Below are 18,189 nucleotides of genomic sequence, written 5' to 3'. Positions count from 1 at the left end.
CCCCCTCCCGCGTTCCCATCCCGCGTCCCCATCCCACGGCCAAGATCCGCGCAACTTCCGTGAAACTGCTGCCTCAGCGCGCCGCGAGGCAGCAACTTCACCGAAAGTGCGCGGATCTTGGCCGTGGGCGGCGTGCGTGGGCGGCGTGCGCGGCGTGATCGTGCTCGATCCAGGATGTAGTGGCCTCGTGGCGCGAGGTGGGGACTATTTCCGGGATCGAACACGATCATGGCCTGGCCCGGCGCGGGCGCGGGGTGGCGCGGGCGCGGGCGGGCGCGGGGTGGGGTGGGCGGTCAGGGGGTCGGGAAGAGGCGGGCGTGCAGGGCGGCCGGGTCGGTGACCTCGGGTAGGTCGCGGGCGGCGAGCCAGGCTGCGGCGGCGGCCCCGTCACCGGCGGTCCGCAGCGGCGCGTCCGGCCAGTGTCGGGCGATCTCGGTGCGGACCGCGGTGGCCAGCGGGGTGTCTGCGGTGAGTAGCCCGCCGCCGAGCACGACGGGTGTCGCCGCCCGGGCGGGGCGGATTCGGCTCACGCTCTCGGCCAGGTGGGCGGCTGCCTCGGCGATCAGTGCGACGGCGACGGGCTCGCCGTCGTGGGCGGCGGTCACGACAAGTGGCGCCAGCCGGGCCAGCTCGACTGGGGATCGTCGGGTCACGGCCTGGATCGTGGCGTCCACGGTGGTCCGAGGGTTGTCGGCGATCTCGGCGCTGCCCAGCAGTTCGGTGAGCACGGCCGTGGCCAGCGCGCCGGGGGTGCGGCCGGCGTCCAGGTCGGCGAGCAGCCGGCGCACGGATTCGCGGCCGAGCCAGAAGCCCGAGCCGGCGTCGCCGAGGAGCCAGCCGTGGCCGTCGGCGATCCGGTCGAGCCGCAGATTGTGGACCTGCGCGGTGATCGCCCCGGTGCCGGCGATGAGCACGGTTCCATCCGGTGTGGCGGTGCCGGAGGCGTAGGCGACCAGGGCGTCGCCGTGCACCGCGTACGGGCAGCGCAGGCCGGCGTCGTGCCAGGCCCGGTCGAAGGCGGTCCGCCCGGCGGGGTCGGCGAGCAGTCGGCCCGCCCCGGCCAATCCGATGGTGCCGGCGACCACCCGCGTCGGGTCGAGGTCAGCGAGCGCCTCGCGGAGCGCCGTCAACAGTTCCACGGCGGCGCGCTCCGCGCCGTGACTGGTGGGGTTGCCACCGCCGGCGCGGCCGGTGCCGACGCGTTGCCCGGTGAGGGTCAGTGCGGTTGCCCGGGTGGACGTGCCGCCGACGTCGAGGCCAATCACGACGGTGTCGGGCATCGGCACGAACCTCCTTGGGCTGCGCGACGAACGGGCCTGTTCATGCTGGTCGGAGACGTCGCGCGGGGCAAGTTCTGGCCGGCGCGGCAGGCTGTGCGCCAGGTAACAGTTTGAAAACTTCGCCCACGGTCTTGACATAGACGGTCGTTCAGTAAGAAATTTTACCACTAACAGTTAACAGTCTTTTCGGAAAGGCGAGGCGACCCATGGTTGATCACGAGGTGGACACCGCCGCGGGGACCGCGGTGGTCGACGCCGACGCGATCGACCGGCGAAACGCCCTCGGATCAGCCTCCGACGGGGTGCTGGCCCGCGTCCGCAATGGGCTGGGTGAGTTGACCGGCGCCCTGCGCCGGGTCGCCGAGCACGTGCTGAGCGACCCGGAGGCCGCCGCCCGATCCACCATCGTCGAGTTGGCCGAGCGAAGCGGCACCTCACCGGCGACCATCACCCGCTTCTGCCGGGCGATGGGCTTCGAGGGGTACGCGGACCTGCGGCTGGGCATCGCCTCCGAGACCGGTCGGGCGCGCTCAGCCGGCTGGACCGTCGACATCGGACGCGAGATTCAGCCGAGCGACCCGCTCGCCCGGGTGCTCAACCAGATCATGGCCGCCGACACCCGGGCCATGCACGACACCGCCACCCTGCTCGATCTCGCTGAGGTGGAGCGGGCCGCCGTGGCGATCGCGGGCGCCAGCAGGGTGAACATCTTCGGTGCCAGCGGCAGCGCGCTGGTCGGTGAGGAGATGCAGTTCAGCCTGCACCGCATCGGCGTGGCCGCGTGGGCGTGGAACGACGTACACGAGGGGCTGGCCAGCGCCGCGTTGCTGCGCGCCGGCGACGTGGCGCTCGGCATTTCGCACACCGGACAGACCCGGGAGACGATCGAGATGCTCGCCGAGGCGGGCAGCCGGGGCGCCACCACGCTCGCGCTCACCGGCTTCCCCCGCTCACCGTTGGCCGAACTGGCCGACATCGTGCTGCTCACGGCAAGCCAGGCGACCACCTTCCGGCCGGACGCGCTCTCCGCCCGGCACCCCCAGCTGGTGGTGCTCGATCTGCTCTACATCGCCGTCGCCCAACGCACGCACGACCGCGCGCACGCGGCCTTCCGGCGTACCGCGCAGGCCGTCGACGGGCACAAGGCCGCGAAGGGAGCCCTCTCATGATCAGTGCCCAGGGGTACGCGGACGCGGTCCGCCCGGTGCTGGACCGGCTGCTCGACTCGGAGGCCGACGGGATCACCCGGGCCGCCGACCTGATCGCCGACAGCCTGCGCGCCGGCGGCGTGCTCCAGGCGTTCGGCGCCGGGCACTCCGAGGCGTTCGCCGCCGAGCTGGTCGCCCGGGCCGGTGGGCTCGTCCCCACCAACCGGCTCTCGGTGCGGGACCTGGTGATGCACGGTGACGCCCCGCGTGACGTGCTCGCCGACCCCAAACTGGAACGCGACCCCTCCATCGCCCACCAGATCTACGCGCTCGCGGCGCCCCAGCCGCGCGACGTGTTCGTGGTGGCGTCCCAATCCGGCATCAACGGCTCGGTGGTCGAGCTGGCGGCGCTGGTCACCGAGCGCGGTCACCCGTTGATCGCGGTCACCTCGGTCGAGCACACCGCACGGGTGGCCCCTCGGCACCCGTCCGGGTATCGGCTCGCCGACCTCGCCGACGTCGTGCTGGACAACGGCGCGCCGTACGGCGATGCACTGCTGCCGCTCGAGGGCGGCGGCGCGGTCTGTGCGGTCTCCTCGGTCACCACGGCGCTGCTCGCGCAGCTCCTGACCGCGGAGGTCGTACGACGGTTCCACCAGGCCGGAGAGGTGCCCCCTATCTACCTTTCCGCCAACGTCCCCGGTGGGGACGAGCACAACCTCGCCCTCGAGTCGCGGTACGCCGGGCGCCTCCGGCGTACCGCCTGACCCGATACCACAAGGAGAGTCAGAGATGTCGGATTCCCCCGAGAACATCGGTGACCTGAGCCGCCGGATCTTGTTGCAACGCGCCGCGGCGGCCGGCCTGCTCGCCGTTCCGGCCGCAGGCATGCTCAGTGCCTGTGCCGGCAGCGAGCCGACCAAGTCCGCGGACAATGGCGCCGCGAAGAGCAAGGACAACCCGTTCGGCGTCAAGGACGGCAGCGCCGTCAAGGTGGTGATCTTCAACGGCGGCCTCGGTGACCAGTGGGCCAAGGAAGACAAGGTCATCTTCAACGCCAAGCACGCCAACATCACGGTCAACATGAGCTCCACCCAGAAAATCAAGACCGAAGAACAGCCGAAGATGGCGACCCAGCCGAGCGACCTGGTGATGAACTCGGGCGCCGACATCATGGACCGCAGCACGCTGATCAACGAGGGTGCGATCGAGCCGCTCGACGACCTGCTCACCGCTCCGGCCTGGGACGGCGAGGGCACGGTGGCCGACACGCTGCTGCCGGGCACGGTCACCGACGGCACCCAGAACGGCAAGTTCTACGTCGTGAACGTGGCCTTCACGGTCTGGGGCAACTGGTACAACAACGCTCTGTTCAAGCGGGAGGGCTGGCAGGCGCCGTCCACGTGGGACGACTTCTTCGCCCTCGCACCGAAGATCAAGGCCAAGGGCATCGCGCCGTACGTGCACGACGCCGCGCACGGCTACTACCCGCGCTGGGCGCTGATGGCCAGCATCTGGAAGGCCGTGGGCAAGCAGCCGATCATCGACATCGACAACCTGAAGGACAACGCCTGGAAGGCCGACGGCATCGTCGCGGCGCTGGAGCCGTGGGAGAAGTTGGTCAAGGACAAGCTGCTCCTGCCGGGCAAGCTCGACCACACCCAGTCGCAGCAGGCCTGGCTCGACGGCAAGGCCGCCTTCATCCAGGTCGGCACCTGGCTCAAGAACGAGATGGCGGCGACCATCCCGCCGGGCTTCGAGATGACCCTCTCGGACTACTGGACCAAGCCGGGTGACAAGGCGGCCAAGGACGTTTTCGCCGGCGCCGGTGAGGGCTTCGTGGTGCCGAGCAAGGCGCCGAACAAGGAGGCCGCGAAGGAGTTCCTGCGGGCCATCCTCTCGAAGGCGGGCTCGGCGAAGTTCGCGGAGCTGACCAAGTCGCTCGCTTCGACCAAGGGCTCCGGCGACAACGTGCAGGACTCCGCGCTGGCCTCGGCGAACACGTTGATGAAGAACGCGTCGTCGGACCTCATCTCGGTCAAGATCTGGGACTTCTACGCCGACCTGGACAAGGAGAGCCAGAACCTGTCCGAGGAACTGATGGCGGGGCGACTCACCGCGCAGCAGTTTGTCGACAAGATGCAGGCGGCCGCGGACAAGGTCGCCAAGGACTCCTCGGTCAAGAAGCAGACCCGTACCGCCTGACAGGCCCTGATCAGTTAGAGAAGTGAGTGACCATGCGGCACGGTGTTGCGCGTTTCGTCACGGGTTTCCTGGCTTTGCCGCTTGCGCTGTACCTCTTCTACGTGGTGTGGCCCTTCGTGCAGGCGGCGGGATACTCGCTGACCGACTGGGGTGGTTATTCGGACACCCAGAACTTCGTCGGTCTGGACAACTACGTCCGGCTGTTGTCGGACGAGTTGATCAGGAAGGCGTTCTGGCACAACGTCTTCTTCCTGATCACCGTGCCGCTGTTCACCATCGCGCTGGCCCTGTTCCTCGCGTTTTTGCTCAATGTGGGCGGACGCGAGGACAGGGCCGGCATCCGGGGAGTGTTCGGCTCCGGGCTCTACAAGATTATTTTCTTCTTCCCGCAGGTGCTGTCGCTGGTGGTCATCGCCGTGATGTGGCAGCAGATCTACCGCAGCGACGGTCAGGGCCTGATCAACGGTCTGATGATCAAGATGGGTCTGATCGACGCGGATAATCCGGTCGCCTTCACCTCCGACCCGGAGCCCTTCCTCGGCGTGCCGGCGGTGCTGTGGTGGCTGTTGCTGATCGCGGTCTGGAGTGGCGCCGGCTTCTACATGGTGCTCTTCTCCGCGGCGATGCAGTCCATCCCGAAGGACATCTACGAGGCGGCGCTCCTGGACGGGGCCAGCCGCTTCCACACCTTCTTCCGGATCACGCTGCCCCTGCTGCGGGACACCGTCTCGGTTGCCTGGGTGTACCTGGGCTTCATCGCACTGGACATGTACGCCCTGGTCTTCGTCATGACGCCCAGCCAGGGCGGTCCGAACCACGCCAGTGAGATCTTCGCGTCGGTGCTCAACTTCACCGCGTTCCAGAAGGGCCAGTTCGGTTACGCCTGCGCGATGGGTGTCGCCCTGGCGATCTTCACGATCCTGCTCGCGGCGGCGCAGCTCAGGATCACCCGTCGTGAGCGTATCGAGTACTGAGGAGGCTGGACGATGAGCACCGCAACGCACGATGGTCTGACCCGGCCCGAGCAGAGCCCGGAGACCCCACACGGCAAGGGCGGCGGGCCCACCTCGGGCGGGATCGGCGGCCGGTTCTTCAACGGCTTCTCCCACATCTTCCTGCTGGTCTGGGCCGTGATGGTGATCTACCCGCTGCTGTGGGTGGTGATGTCGGCACTGAAGACCGACTCGGAAGTCATCCGCCAGCCGCTGTCCCTGATCCCCGCCAAGCTGAACTGGGACAACTTCGCCCGAGCCTGGGGCGCGGGCCACCTCGGGTCGTTCTTCCTCAACACCGTGCTGGTGCTGGCCGGCAGCGTCACCCTCACCATGCTGCTGGGCTCGATGGCCGCGTACGCGTTGGCCCGCTACGAGTTCCGGGGCAACCGGCTGATCTACTACGTGTTCCTCTCCGGGCTGACCCTGCCGATCTACCTCGCTGCGGTGCCGCTGTTCAAGGGCGTCTACAACACGAGCGTCCACCTTCCGTTGCTCGGCCCGAACAAGCACCTCATGCTGATCCTGGTGTACGTCGCCTGGTCGCTGTCGTTCACGGTTTTCTTCATGCACTCGTTCTTCCGGACGCTGCCCACCACGATCGCCGAGGCGGCGATGGTCGACGGGGCATCGCACAGCCGGCTCTTCTTCAGCGTCATGCTGCCGATGTCCAAGCCCGGTCTGATCAGCATCGGCATCTTCAACGTGCTGGGCCAGTGGAACCAGTGGTATCTGCCGACCCTGCTCATGCAGTCGGTGTCGGGGGAGCCGAAGAACCAGGTGATCGCCCAGGGCCTGATCGAACTCTCGGTCAACCAGGGCTACAAGTCCGACTGGTCCGGCCTCTTCGCCGGGGTCACCATGGCGATGCTCCCGGTGCTCGTGGTCTACATCATCTTCCAGCGGCAGGTGCAGTCTGGCCTCACCGCGGGAGTCGGCAAGTAAACAGTCGAAAGAAGGGGCACCTCGGTCACGAGGTGCCCCTTCTTCAGCTCAGGTGGTCGTCGGCGCGGGTGTGCCAGGAGCGCCACAGAGCGGCGTACGCCCCGCCGGAGGCGACCAGCTCGTGGTGGCTGCCGATCTCGGTGATCCGGCCGTCCGCCAGTACGGCGACCCGGTCGGCGTCGTGGGCGGTGTTGAGCCGGTGCGCGATCGCGATGACGGTCCGCCCGATCAGCACGGCGGCCAGCGCCCGCTCGGTACGACGGGCGGTCGTCGGATCGAGCGCGGCGGTCGCCTCGTCGAGGATCAGCGTGTGCGGGTCGGCGAGCACCAGCCGGGCCAGTGCGAGCTGCTGGGCCTCGGCCGCGCCGAGTTGCCGGGCCCCGTCGCCGAGCTGGGTGTCCAGATCGTCGGGCAACTCGGCGTGCCAGTCGGCGCCCACGGTGACCAGCGCGGCGCGCATCTGCTCGTCGGAGGCGTCGGGCGCGGCGAAGGACAGGTTGTCGCGGACCGAGCCGATGAAGACGTGGTGCTCCTGCGTGACCAGGGCGATCCGGCGGCGCCGCTCGGTGGGGTCGAGGTCGGTGACCGGGCAACCGCCGATGCTGACGACGCCCTGCCGTGGCGCGTCGATCCCGGCCAGCAGTCGGGCCAGGGTCGACTTGCCGGCACCCGACGGACCGACGACGGCCAGCCGTTCACCGGGCTGCACCTCCAGGTCGATGCCGTGCAGCACGTCCGGCCCGCCGGTGTAGGAGAACCGCGCCCCACGCACCACGAGCCGCTCTCCCCGCGACTCGGCCGTCGTGCCGGGCGGCTCCGGTGGAACCATGCCGACGCCGAGCACCCGGGCGTACGACGCGAAGCCGCGCTGCGCCTGCTCCGTCCACTGCAGCAACCGGTCCATCGGGGCGATCGCCTGTTGCAGGTAGAGCGCGGCGGCGACCACCGAGCCGAGCGAGACCATGTCCCTGGAGAGCAGGTATCCGCCGATGAGCAGGACCAGGGCGACCGGCAGCGGATAGCTGGCCTCGACGACCGAGAAGAACACCGTACGCAGCGCCAGGGTCGCCCGTCGGGCCCGCCAGACCCGGGTGATGCGGGTGGTGCCGTGCCGGATCCGGTCGTCGGCCAGCCGCAGCGCCTCCACCGTGCGGGAGCCCTCGGCGGTGGTGGTCAGCGTCTCGGTCAGCTCGGCCGCCGCCGCGCCCTCGGTGAGGTACGCCGAGCTGGCCCGCCGCAGGTACCAGCGCGTCACCGCAATGATCGACGGCAGCCCGGCCAGCGCTACCAGCCCGAGCAGCGGATGTAACAGGAAGACCGCCCCGAACAGTAACGTCAACTGCACCGAGGCGATGACGATGGTGGGCACCACGTCCCGGACGGTGGTCCCGACCGTCGCCACGTCGACCGAACTGCGGGTGGCGAGGTCGCCGGAGCCGGCGCGCTCGACGACCGAGACCGGCAGGCCGAGAGTCCGGGAGACGAACTCCTCGCGCAGCTCGGCGACGGCCCGCTCACCGAAGCGGTGGCCAGCGTACTGGGCGTATCGGGAGAGCACCGCGCTCACCAGGACGCAGCCGGCGATGGCCAGTGCCAGCCGGTCCACCGTGGCCACGCCCGCGCCCGCGGTGACCCGGTCGACGATGGTGCCCAGCAGCCACGGCGGGGCGAGCCCGGCGACCGCGGCGGCGGCGTGCAGCGCCAGGACCATCCCGACCGCGCGGCGGTGTCGGCTGATCATGTCCCGCAACGCCCGGCGTACGGTGCCGCGGTCGGCCACCGGTAGCCGGCTCACCGGTATGCCCCCTCGGTGTCGGTGGGCTGCTCGATGTCGGGATCCTCGCTGCCACGGGCCACCAGGTGCCGGTAGTCGGCGTCCTGGTCGAGCAGGTCGGCGTGGCTGCCGGTGGCGGTGATCCGGCCGGCACCGAGGTGCGCGACCAGGTCGGCCCGGCCGAGCAGCAGCGGCGACGTGGCGATCACCACCGTGGTCCGTCCGGCCCGCGCGGCACGCAGCCGTTCGGCGATCCGCGCCTCGGTGTGCGCGTCGACCGCCGACGTCGGGTCGACGAGGATCAGCACCTCCGGCTCGGTGCGGAGCGCCCGGGCGAGGCGTAGCCGTTGGCGTTGACCGCCGGAGAGTGTTCGGGCTCGGGCGTCGATCGGGGTGTCCAGCCCGGCCGGCAGGGCGTCGACGACGTCCTCGGCCGAGGCGACCCGCAGGGCCGCGTCGAGCCGGTCGTCGTCGGTCTCGGCGGCTTCGGACGCGTGCAGGATGTCCCGCAGAGTTCCGGCGAAGAGATACGAGTCGTGGTCGGCCACCAGGATCCGGGAGCGGACCTCGTCCAGGGCGATCCCGCTCAGCGGCACACCGCCCCAGGTGGTCTCGCTGGCGACGTACCGGCCGAGCCGGTCGGCCAGGGCCACGGCCGCTGCCGGGTCGTCCGCTGCCACCCCGGTCAGCCGGCCGGCGCGCACGGTCAGCCCGGTCGCCGGGTCGTGCAGGTCGGCGGGGCCAGCCGGCGCGGCCAGGGCGCCCGGCCGGCGTGCGTCGGGCACGGAGCCGGGCCACCGACGACCCGGGCCGCCGACATCGTCGGGGGCCACGTTGAGCAGGTCGGCGATCCGTCGGGCGGCAACCCGACCCGGGATCAGCTCGTAACTGCTCTCCATCAGAAACCAGACCGGCACGATCAGGGTCGCCACGTAGCCGTAGACGGCGACCAGCTCACCGACCGTGACGTCACCGCTCACCGCCATCCGAGCCGTCAGCCACACCACCGCAGCCAGGAACAACCCGGGGATGGCGACGGTGGCCGCGTCGATCCAACTGTTGACCGCGCCGACCCGGTAGCCCTCGGCGCGCAGGTCCTGGGACCTGGCCGCGTACCGCCGCGCGAACAGGTCCCGGCCGCCCACCCCGGCAAGCACCCGCAGCCCGGCCACGATGTCGCCGGATCGGGCGGTGAGCGCGCCCTGCTGCTTGCGGTAGACCGACTCCGCCCGTTCGAGGCGGCGCAGCAGCGGCCCGACGACCAGCCCGACCACCGGCACGCCCACCAGCACGCAGAGCGCGAGCATCGGGGAGATCGACCAGAGCACCACGGCGATGACCCCGTACGCGACGACCGCGCCGACGCCCGGCCCGGTCAGCGTCAGCACCTGCGCCGACCAGTCGATGTCGGAGCCGCCGATGGTGGACACCTCGCCGGTGGCGACCCGGCGCGGCAGCACCGCGCCGATCCGGGACAGGTGGCGCAGCAGGACCTCCGCCGAGCGGGCCTTGGCGTCTTCCCGGAGGAAGGTCATCGTGCGGTGCCGCATGATGCCCAGGTATGACAATGCCACTCCCGCGACGATGATCGCCGCGACCCAGAGCGCCAGGGCCCGGGTGTCGTGGGCGCGCAGCCCGTCGTCGACGGCGCGGGCGATCAGGTAGGGCCGCGCCGACAGCCCGACCATCCAGGCCGTCCCGAGCAGGCTGCCGCGCAGCACCCGCCAGGGTTGGCAACGGACCAGCCACCACAGGTATCGCATCGGACCGCGAGTGTCCGGAGTGCCAGGATCGGAATGCGGGATCTGCGGAGGCACCCGATCACGCTACCGGCCGACTCCGACACCCACCGACCCGACAGAGGTAAGGTGCGCCTCCTTTCCTGTCGGAGGGGAGAGGCAGAATCGCGTTCGTGCTGGTGGCGGTGGTGTCCGACGAGCGGGGTGGGGGTGTGCTGTGCCCGCTGGACGCCGCCGGCCGCTCAGCCGGCCCGGCGGAGGCCGTCGTCGACCTGGTCGCCGCGGTCGCCGCGCGCGAGGCCGCCGAGCACCCGCGCTGGGTCTGGTCGACCGCCGCGTCCGTCTACCCGGCGCTGCTGCGCGCCGGCGTCCGGGTCGACCGGTGCCACGACGTGGAGCTGACCGAGGCGTTGCTGCTCGGGCACGTCGGCCGCTGGGGCGAGCCCCGCTCGCTGGCCGCCGCCTGGGCCCGGATGACCGGCACCGCGGTGCCGCCCGACCCACCGCCGCGCGCCGCCGCACCGCCCGGGCACGGCCAGGGTGCGCTCTTCGACACGCTGCCCGGCCCGCCGGGCCCGGGCATCGAGGCACTGACCCAGGTGTACGCCGACCAGCTCGCCCGCATCGCCGCGACCGAGCACCCGGGCCGGTTCCGGTTGCTGGTGGCCGCCGAGTCGGCCGGCGCGCTGATCGCGGTGGAGATGGGTGTCGCCGGGCTGCCCTGGCGTGGCGACGTGCACGACGCGATCCTCAACGAGCTGCTGGGCGAGGCGTCCCCGGTCGGCGGCCCGCCGCGCCGACTCGCCGAGCTGGCCGCCCGGATCGCCGACGCGTTCGGCGTACGCCGGCTGCACGCCGACTCCCCGGCGGAGCTGTTGAAGGCGTTCGCCCGGGTCGGGGTGGAGCTACCCAACACCCGGGCCTGGGTGTTGCGCGGGGTGGACCATCCGGCGGTGCCGCTGGTCCTGGAATACAAGGAGCTCTACCGGATCTGGACGGCGCACGCCTGGTCCTGGCGCGAGCAGTGGGTGCGCGACGGCCGGTTTCAGCCGGAGTACGTGCCGGGTGGGGTCGTCTCCGGCCGGTGGGCCACCCGGGGTGGCGGCGCCCTGCAGATCCCGAAGGTGATCCGGCGTGCGGTGGTGGCCGATCCGGGCTGGCGGTTGGTGGTCGCCGACGCCGGCCAGTTGGAGCCTCGGGTGCTCGCCGCGGTCTCCGGCGACGCGCGGCTGGCGGCTGCGGGTGGTGCCGGCGACCTCTACGCCGCCCTGGCCCGTGACTCGTTCGGCGGCGACCGGGACCGGGCCAAGGTGGCCCTGCTCGGCGCGATGTACGGGCAGACCGGCGGGGCTGCGGTGCCCGCGTTGGCGGTGCTGAAGCGCAGCTACCCGACGGCGTTCAACTTCGTCGAGGCGGCGGCGCGCACCGGCGAGGCGGGTGGGCTGGTGCGGTCGTGGCTGGGGCGGACGTGTCCGCCCGGTTCGGCCGGGTTCGGTGATCCCGACGACGCGCCTTCCGATCCGGATGGGGCGGCCGACCCGCGCAGTCCCCGGGCTCGTGCCGCTCGGTCCCGGGGGCGCTTCACCCGTAACTTCGTCATCCAGGCCACCGCAGCGGAGTGGGCCTCCACGTTGCTGGCCACGCTGCGTACGGAGCTGTCCGGCACTGACGCCGAGCTGGTCTTCTTCCAGCACGACGAGGTGATCGTGCATGCGCCCGCTGCTCAGGCGGCCGTGGTCGCGGAGGCTGTCACCCGTTGCGGCGAGCGGGCCTCCACGCTGCTCTTCGGTGCGACGCCGGTCCGGTTTCCGCTGGATCTGTCCATCGTCGACTGCTATGCCGACGCAGCCTGACCGGCGGTCCGTCCATACCGGGGAGATGCCGGGCGTGTAACGGTTGGGCTATTTCTCCTTTTCGCCCCGCCACCCTCGGCCGGCCGTCCTCGTTGCAGTGTCCGTAGGAAGGGACGGATCGGTCACGGTCGGTCCCGTGCTGGAGGGGGCGCAGCTGAACCGGATCGCAGGAATGATCATCGCCGCGGGCGGGGGACGACGCATCGGCGGTCCCGAGGCCATGCTGCACCGGGGGGAGAAGCCCCTGGTCAATCAGATGATCGACACGATGACCGAGGCGGGCTGCGAGCAGATCGTGGTCGTGCTGGGTGCCGCCGCCGATCAGGTTCGGGAGACCGCCGACCTCGAAAAGGCCACCGTTGTGATCAACAAGGCGTGGGGCACCGGGGTCGGCTCGTCCATCCGGGCCGGCCTGGCCGCCATGGACGACGAGGGGATCGAGGCGGTGGTGGTGGTCCCGGTCGACATGCCGGGCCTGACCGCCGCAGCGGTACGCCGGGTGGCCGCGCTGCCGTACCCGGATGTGCTGGTCTGCGCCACCTACGACGGGCTGCGCGGCTACCCGATGCTCTTCGGCCGCCGGCACTGGCCCGGCATCGCCACCCTGGCCAGCGCCGACGTGGGCGCCCGGCCGTACCTGTTGGCGCACAAGGACCAGATCGTCGACATCGCCTGCGACTCGGTGGCCGACGGCAGCAGGGTCGACACCCCGGAGCTGATGGAGCTGTACGGCCTGACCGTCCCGCCGCAGCGGGTCGGGGTCTGAGGCGGACTGAATATCCGTACGGATGCGCCGGGTCGTCCACTGGCGATACTCGTTGCATGCGTCGACTCAGCACCGCCCTGCTGTGCCTGGCCGTGCTCGTCGGCTGCGCCAGGCCGGGCGACGCGCCCGTGCAGGTCGGCCCGGCCGCAGACACCGGTTGGACCACCTACCAGACTGATGTCACGGCCGTCCGGGCCGGCGCGGACCCGCGCTCGCTCGTGCTGACCGTGGCGCTGCTGGGTGACGCGGATGGTTGCTCCCGGAATCCCCGAATCACCTACTTCACCGAGGAGAACAACCGCATCTACGCCAACGTGGTGCAGGATTCGCGTCTGTCCGGGGTGGTCGGGGCCTGCCCCACCCACACGCCGGGCGAGGTGACGTTGACAGCGCCAGGGCCGATTGCCGGCCGGACCGTCGTGCTCAACGAGCAGCCGTGGAAGCCCGACGGTGCGAAGTACCAGCGCTGCGACCCGACGTTCGGTTGTGGTCCGATGCCGAAGGACCACTGTGACCAGGCGTGGGTCGGCGTCGTGGTCCGCGGCATGGACGTGTCCCGGCCCTCGACCGGATCGGTCGAGGGCTGCGACGGCACCTGGCTGGTCATGACGGTGCCGTTCGATCCGGTGCCCTGCGGCGCCGAGCCGCGGCCCGGCTGCGACGCGTCGGTCAACGTGCGCCGCTACTTTCTGCGGTGGGCCGGCCAGGGCGGCTGGGAAACGATCGCCAACTCGACGGAGGCCGGCTGCGGACGTGTCCGCGCCATCGAGCCGGCCTTCCCGAGCAGGCTCTGCGCCCACCTGCCCAGGCCGTGATCGGCGAAAGCGCCTTCCCGACGGTTCCGGGTCGAGCCGACGGTCCAGGAGGCGTTGCGTCGCGCTTCCCGGAATGCGTGATGCCTGTGAGTCATCAAGATGACTCACAGGCATCACGCTCGTCAGGACATGGCCGCAAGCTCGGTGCGGGCGTGGCGGGGTACTTCAGTCCTGCGCCGAGTCCAGCTTTCCGGTGGCGGCCAGGCGCTGGTACCAGTGGGCGCTGTCCTTCCAGGTGCGGACCTGGGTGTCGTAGTCGACCCGGATGATCCCGAAGCGGCGGTCGTAGCCGTAGCCCCACTCGAAGTTGTCCAGGAGCGACCAGACGAAGTAGCCGCGCACGTCCGCACCCTGGGCGCGGGCGTCGGCCGTCGCGCCGATATGCCGGCGCAGGTAGTCGATCCGCCGGTCGTCGTGGATCCCGCCGTCGGCCGACACCACGTCGTCGAACGCCGCACCGTTCTCGGTGATCATCATCGGCTGGCTCGGGTACGCGTGGTGCAGGCGCAGCAGCAGCTCGGTCAGGGCCGGCGGGTCGATGTTCCAACCCATCGCCGTGTACGGGCCGGGCTGCGGCAGGAAGTCGACGTTGTCGGCGGCGACCCACGGCGTCGAGGTCGAGGCACCGTGCCCGTCGGCGTCGGAGCGGGCCGACACCCCGTCCCACGCCTGGACCAGGGTGCTTGAGTAGTAGTTGACCCCGAGCACGTCCAGCGGCACCGCGATCTGCTTCTCGTCGCCCTCGCGGACGAACGACCAGTCGGTGACGGATGCGGTGTCGGCCAGCAGGTCGGCCGGGTACGCCCCGTCCAACATCGGGCCCAGGAACGCCCGGTTGGCCAACGCGTCGATCCGCCGTACCGCGTCCTGGTCCGCGTCCGAGTCGGACGCCCCCCGGATGACGTGCAGGTTCAGCGTCACCGACAGCTCGGCGGCCGGGGCCAGCTCCCGGACCACCCGGCCGGCCAGGCCGTGCGCGAGGTTGAGGTGGTGCACCGCGGCCAGCGCCGCCGCCGGCTCGGTCCGACCCGGCGCGTGCACACCGGAGGCATAGCCCAGGTACGCCGAGCACCACGGCTCGTTGAGCGTCGTCCAGGTGTGCACCCGGTCGCCCAGCGCACCGACGATGCCCGCCGCGTACTCCTGGAAGCGCAGCGCGGTCTCCCGCGCCGCCCAGCCGCCGGCGTTCTCCAACTCCTGCGGCAGGTCCCAGTGGTACATGGTGGCCACCGGGCGAACGCCCCGCTCCAACAGCCCGTCCACCAGCCGGGAGTAGAAGTCGATGCCAGCCTGGTTGAACCGGCCCGAGCCGCCGGGCTGCACCCGCGGCCACGAGATGGAGAATCGGTACGCGCTGAGCCCGAGGTCAGCGATGTGCCCGAGGTCGTCGGCCCACCGGTGGTAGTGGTCGGCGGCCACGTCACCGGTGTCGCCGTTCAGCGTCCGACCGGGCGTGTGGCTGTAGGTGTCCCAGATGGACGGGCCGCGCCCGTCTTCGGTGACCGCCCCCTCGATCTGGTACGAGGCCGTCGCCGATCCCCAGACGAAGGTCTCCGGGAAGTGGTGTTGCGTCATCGTTCAGTCCCCTGGATCTCGCAGATGTAGCCCGTCGAGGTGCCGGCGACCAGCTTGGCACTGGCCGTCCCACCCTCGTAGCGCACGTCGAACTCGGCGCCCGGCCCGTCCCCGGGTGACGGTACCCGTACCCGGGTCCGCTGCCCCTCGGCCGGTGCGTACAGCCGCAGCCGCACATCGTCGGCCCACTCGTAGTCCGGTCGGTCGTTGCGGGAGCCGAACGGGATGACCGCGCCGGGCCGTGCCAGCACCGGCAGGCTGTCGAATCCGTGCTTCTCGGTGATCCACGCCGGGCCGGTGACGTGCGCGCCGGTGATCAGGTGCGTCCAGGTGCCGGCGGGTACGTAGTAGGTGACGTCGCCGTCGGCGCTGAACACCGGAGCGACCAGCACGTCGGGGCCGAGCATGTACTGCCGGTCCAGGTGCGCCGCGGCCGGGTCGTCCGGGAACTCCACGATCATCGGCCGCATCATCGGCGTCCCGTCGCGGTGCGCCTCCTGCGCGGCGGCCGCCAGGTACGGCATCAGTCCGAGTTTGAGCTGGGTGAACTGCCGCAGCACGTCGACGGACTCCTCGTCGTACGCCCACGGCACCCGGTACGAGCCGGAACCGTGCAGCCGGGAGTGCGACGAGAGCAGCCCGAAGGCGATCCACCGCTTGAACACCGCCGGGTCGGGGGTGCCCTCGAAGCCGCCGATGTCGTGGCTCCAGTAGCCGAAGCCGGATGCGGCCAGGGACAACCCGCCGCGCAGTGACTCGGCCATCGCGACGAACGTCGACTCGCAGTCGCCACCCCAGTGCACCGGGAACTGCTGCCCGCCGGTGGTGGCCGAGCGGGCGAACAGCACCGCCTCGCCCTGCCCGCGCTCGGTCTCGAGCAGCTCGAAGACCGCCTTGTTGTAGAGGTAGGAGTAGTAGTTGTGCATCCGCTGCGGGTCCGAACCGTCGTGCCACACCACGTCGGTCGGAATGCGCTCACCGAAGTCGGTCTTGAAGCAGTCGACGCCCATGTCCAGCAGCGCCTTGAGCTTGCTGGTGAACCAGCGGGCCGCGTCCGGGTTGGTGAAGTCGACCAGCGCCATGCCGGCCTGCCACTTGTCCCACTGCCAGACCGACCCGTCGGGGTTGCGCACCAGGTAACCGGCCTGGCGGCCCTCCTCGAAGAGGTACGAGCGCTGCGCGATGTACGGGTTGATCCAGACGCACACCTTCAGGTCCCGCTCGTGCAGCCGGCGCAGCATCCCCTCGGGATCGGGGAAGGTCTCCGGGTCCCAGACGAAGTCGACCCAGTGGAATTGGCGCATCCAGAAGCAGTCGAAGTGGAAGACCGACAGCGGCAGCCCGCGCTCGGCCATCCCGTCGACGAACTCGGTCACGGTCTTCTCGTCGTACGAGGTGGTGAACGAGGTGGACAGCCACAGCCCGTACGACCAGGCGGGGATCCGGGCCGGCCGGCCGGTGAGCGCGGTGTAGCGGCGCAGCACGTCCTTCGGGGTAGGCCCGTCGATGACGTAGTAGGTGAGCGACTGCCCCTCGACGCTGAACTGGGTCTGCGTGACGACCTCGGAGCCGACCTCGAACGACACGTGCTCCGGGTGGTCCACGAACACCCCGTAGCCCGCGCTGCTCAGGTAGAACGGCACGTTCTTGTACGCCTGCTCGCTGGCGGTGCCGCCGTCGGCGTTCCAGATGTCGACGGTCTGTCCGTTCTTGACGAACGGGCCGAAGCGCTCGCCCAACCCGTACACCGTCTCACCGACGCCGAGAGCGAGCCGCTCGTGCACGTGCCGGCGACCCTCGGCGTCGGTGACGACGCCGACGCTGCGAGCGGTGGACGCGGTGACCAGCCGGTCGCCGTGCATGAATTCGACCCGCCACCCGTCGACGAGCGCGACCCGCGCGGTCAGCTCACCGCTGGTCAGCGTCGCGCTGATCCCGGTGATGTCGACGGTGACCGGGCGCGTCTCGTCGGTGCTCAGCCCGAAGTGCGGCTCGCGGGGCAGCCCGCCGGTGTGGTGGGCGATGGTCACCCCGATGATGCCGGGGGCGGGGGAGAAGTACCGGGCGGTGACCAGGGGCCGGTTGAGGGTGTCGCCGCGTCCGCTGATCGGACCGGTCGGGGCGAAGACGGTGAAGCCGCGCTCGTCCGGCTCGACCGACTCGACGGTGGCGGGGCGTAGGACACTGACACCGGGGCGCATCTGCCAGTACCCGTCGGTGAACTTCACTTCTCGGCTCCTGCCGTGATGCCGCGCGCCAGAGTGCGCTGGAAGATGAGGAAGAAGAGGATGGCCGGCACCAGGCTGATCAGAGACCCGGCGTTGGTGGTCGGAGCGTCCATCAGCCGGTCGCCCTGCAGCGATGCGAGCGCCACCGGGATGGTCTGCGTCTGGTTGTCGATCAGCATGACCAGCGGGATGAGGAACTCGTTCCACGTCCAGATGAAGAAGAAGATGAGCAGCACCGCGAGGGTGGGCCGCAGGTTGGGGAAGACCACCCGCCACAGCACCGTCCACTTGCCGGCGCCGTCCAGCGCCGCGGCCTCGAGCAGCGAGCGCGGGAACGTGCCCAGCACCGAGGCGAGCAGGTAGGTGCCGAACGCGCTCTGGATCACGGTGAAGATGATGATCACCGAGAGCTGGGTGTTGTAGAGACCGACCTGCTTCGCGACGTAGTACAGCGGGTAGATCAGCGCCTCCTGCGGCAGCATGTTGGCCAGCAGGAAGAGACCGACGATCCAGAGCCGGCCACGGACCCGGCCGATGCCCAGGGCGTACGCGTTGAGCAGTGACACGGCGACGCCGAGCACCGCCACGGAGCCGGCGATGAGAGTCGAGTTCCAGAGCTTGAGCGGGAAGTTCACCTCGGTCCAGTACGTCCGCAGACCCTTGGCATAGAACTCCGTCGGCCAGCTCAGCGGGCCAGCTGACGAGTAGTCACCGGGCGACTTGAACGCGTTGAGCAGCATGAACGCGAACGGCACCAGCATGACCAGCGCGCCGAGGACGACCAGGGTGAGCACGACCCAGCGGCTGACGCCCCGGTGGTGCCGATCGCGTACGTGTCGGCGGGCCGGCGCGGGGGCCGGAGTCATCGT

14 protein-coding genes are annotated in these 18,189 nt (G+C 70.6%); 8 read left to right on the top strand and 6 right to left on the bottom strand.

Going from position 1 to position 18,189, the window contains the following annotated elements:
• Positions 1-293 precede the first annotated feature (293 nt).
• A complete protein-coding gene (locus OG811_RS00810) occupies positions 294-1,280 on the bottom strand; it encodes an N-acetylglucosamine kinase (protein WP_406071346.1) in 987 nt (328 codons plus the stop codon).
• A 206-nt stretch (positions 1,281-1,486) separates the two neighbouring features.
• Between OG811_RS00810 and OG811_RS00805 the strand changes: the two genes are divergently transcribed.
• The 5 genes from OG811_RS00805 (at position 1,487) to OG811_RS00785 (ending at position 6,570) form a co-directional block, all read left to right on the top strand.
• Positions 1,487-2,449 carry a MurR/RpiR family transcriptional regulator gene (locus tag OG811_RS00805; RefSeq protein WP_406071344.1) on the top strand — a complete coding sequence of 321 codons (963 nt, stop codon included), beginning with the start codon at positions 1,487-1,489 and terminating at the stop codon, positions 2,447-2,449.
• Positions 2,446-3,195, top strand: coding sequence for a sugar isomerase domain-containing protein (locus OG811_RS00800; protein WP_406071342.1), 750 nt, complete (start codon positions 2,446-2,448; stop codon positions 3,193-3,195). Before OG811_RS00805 ends, OG811_RS00800 begins: the two co-directional genes overlap by 4 nt.
• A gap of 25 nt (positions 3,196-3,220) precedes the next feature.
• The gene (ngcE, locus tag OG811_RS00795) at positions 3,221-4,633 is read left to right on the top strand and encodes an N-acetylglucosamine/diacetylchitobiose ABC transporter substrate-binding protein (protein WP_406071340.1); all 1,413 of its coding nucleotides are present in this window, start codon (positions 3,221-3,223) and stop codon (positions 4,631-4,633) included.
• Positions 4,634-4,665: 32 nt separating this feature from the next.
• Complete coding sequence (locus tag OG811_RS00790; RefSeq protein ID WP_406071338.1) at positions 4,666-5,607, top strand: carbohydrate ABC transporter permease; 942 nt, start codon at positions 4,666-4,668, stop codon at positions 5,605-5,607.
• Positions 5,608-5,766: 159 nt separating this feature from the next.
• Positions 5,767-6,570 (top strand): carbohydrate ABC transporter permease, encoded by an 804-nt coding sequence (locus OG811_RS00785; RefSeq protein ID WP_406075436.1) that lies wholly within the window; start codon positions 5,767-5,769, stop codon positions 6,568-6,570.
• A gap of 43 nt (positions 6,571-6,613) precedes the next feature.
• Here OG811_RS00785 and OG811_RS00780 read toward each other — a convergent pair whose 3' ends face one another.
• On the bottom strand, positions 6,614-8,311 hold the full coding sequence (locus OG811_RS00780; RefSeq protein ID WP_406075435.1) for an ABC transporter ATP-binding protein: 1,698 nt from the start codon (positions 8,309-8,311) through the stop codon (positions 6,614-6,616).
• A 50-nt stretch (positions 8,312-8,361) separates the two neighbouring features.
• Positions 8,362-10,107 (bottom strand): ABC transporter ATP-binding protein, encoded by a 1,746-nt coding sequence (locus tag OG811_RS00775; protein ID WP_406071336.1) that lies wholly within the window; start codon positions 10,105-10,107, stop codon positions 8,362-8,364.
• Positions 10,108-10,226: 119 nt separating this feature from the next.
• On the opposite strand from OG811_RS00775, the gene OG811_RS00770 reads away from it, so the two are divergent.
• The 3 genes from OG811_RS00770 (at position 10,227) to OG811_RS00760 (ending at position 13,517) form a co-directional block, all read left to right on the top strand.
• On the top strand, positions 10,227-11,936 hold the full coding sequence (locus tag OG811_RS00770) for a bifunctional 3'-5' exonuclease/DNA polymerase (protein WP_406075434.1): 1,710 nt from the start codon (positions 10,227-10,229) through the stop codon (positions 11,934-11,936).
• Positions 11,937-12,108: 172 nt separating this feature from the next.
• Complete coding sequence (locus tag OG811_RS00765) at positions 12,109-12,702, top strand: NTP transferase domain-containing protein (protein ID WP_406075432.1); 594 nt, start codon at positions 12,109-12,111, stop codon at positions 12,700-12,702.
• Positions 12,703-12,758: 56 nt separating this feature from the next.
• A complete protein-coding gene (locus OG811_RS00760) occupies positions 12,759-13,517 on the top strand; it encodes a hypothetical protein (protein ID WP_406071334.1) in 759 nt (252 codons plus the stop codon).
• 165 nt (positions 13,518-13,682) lie between these two features.
• Here the strand turns inward: OG811_RS00760 and OG811_RS00755 are convergent, their stop codons facing one another.
• From OG811_RS00755 to OG811_RS00745, 3 genes are read right to left on the bottom strand one after another with little or no spacing between them, the layout of a single operon-like run.
• Positions 13,683-15,092: a GH1 family beta-glucosidase gene (locus OG811_RS00755; protein WP_406071333.1), complete on the bottom strand. Its 1,410-nt coding sequence runs from the start codon at positions 15,090-15,092 to the stop codon at positions 13,683-13,685.
• Positions 15,089-17,320: an alpha-xylosidase gene (gene yicI / locus OG811_RS00750; protein ID WP_406071332.1), complete on the bottom strand. Its 2,232-nt coding sequence runs from the start codon at positions 17,318-17,320 to the stop codon at positions 15,089-15,091. The genes OG811_RS00755 and yicI overlap by 4 nt, the downstream gene beginning before the upstream one ends.
• Positions 17,317-18,186 (bottom strand): carbohydrate ABC transporter permease, encoded by an 870-nt coding sequence (locus tag OG811_RS00745; RefSeq protein WP_406071330.1) that lies wholly within the window; start codon positions 18,184-18,186, stop codon positions 17,317-17,319. The genes yicI and OG811_RS00745 overlap by 4 nt, the downstream gene beginning before the upstream one ends.
• Positions 18,187-18,189 lie beyond the last annotated feature (3 nt).

This window comes from Micromonospora sp. NBC_01638, from assembly GCF_045209745.1.
GTDB lineage: Bacteria > Actinomycetota > Actinomycetes > Mycobacteriales > Micromonosporaceae > Micromonospora.
Note: the sequence above shows the minus strand (reverse complement) of the source record. Positions and strands in the feature narration are given on the sequence as shown.

Bases quoted from the DNA above. Each gene is read 5' to 3' on its own strand.
- OG811_RS00810 (WP_406071346.1), bottom strand. From the start codon at position 1,280: ATGCCCGACACCGTCGTGATTGGCCTCGACGTCGGCGGCACGTCCACC.
- OG811_RS00805 (WP_406071344.1), top strand. From the start codon at position 1,487: ATGGTTGATCACGAGGTGGACACCGCCGCGGGGACCGCGGTGGTCGAC.
- OG811_RS00800 (WP_406071342.1), top strand. From the start codon at position 2,446: ATGATCAGTGCCCAGGGGTACGCGGACGCGGTCCGCCCGGTGCTGGAC.
- ngcE (WP_406071340.1), top strand. From the start codon at position 3,221: ATGTCGGATTCCCCCGAGAACATCGGTGACCTGAGCCGCCGGATCTTG.
- OG811_RS00790 (WP_406071338.1), top strand. From the start codon at position 4,666: ATGCGGCACGGTGTTGCGCGTTTCGTCACGGGTTTCCTGGCTTTGCCG.
- OG811_RS00785 (WP_406075436.1), top strand. From the start codon at position 5,767: ATGGTGATCTACCCGCTGCTGTGGGTGGTGATGTCGGCACTGAAGACC.
- OG811_RS00780 (WP_406075435.1), bottom strand. From the start codon at position 8,311: ATGATCAGCCGACACCGCCGCGCGGTCGGGATGGTCCTGGCGCTGCAC.
- OG811_RS00775 (WP_406071336.1), bottom strand. From the start codon at position 10,107: ATGCGATACCTGTGGTGGCTGGTCCGTTGCCAACCCTGGCGGGTGCTG.
- OG811_RS00765 (WP_406075432.1), top strand. From the start codon at position 12,109: ATGATCATCGCCGCGGGCGGGGGACGACGCATCGGCGGTCCCGAGGCC.
- OG811_RS00760 (WP_406071334.1), top strand. From the start codon at position 12,759: ATGCGTCGACTCAGCACCGCCCTGCTGTGCCTGGCCGTGCTCGTCGGC.
- OG811_RS00755 (WP_406071333.1), bottom strand. From the start codon at position 15,092: ATGACGCAACACCACTTCCCGGAGACCTTCGTCTGGGGATCGGCGACG.
- OG811_RS00745 (WP_406071330.1), bottom strand. From the start codon at position 18,186: ATGACTCCGGCCCCCGCGCCGGCCCGCCGACACGTACGCGATCGGCAC.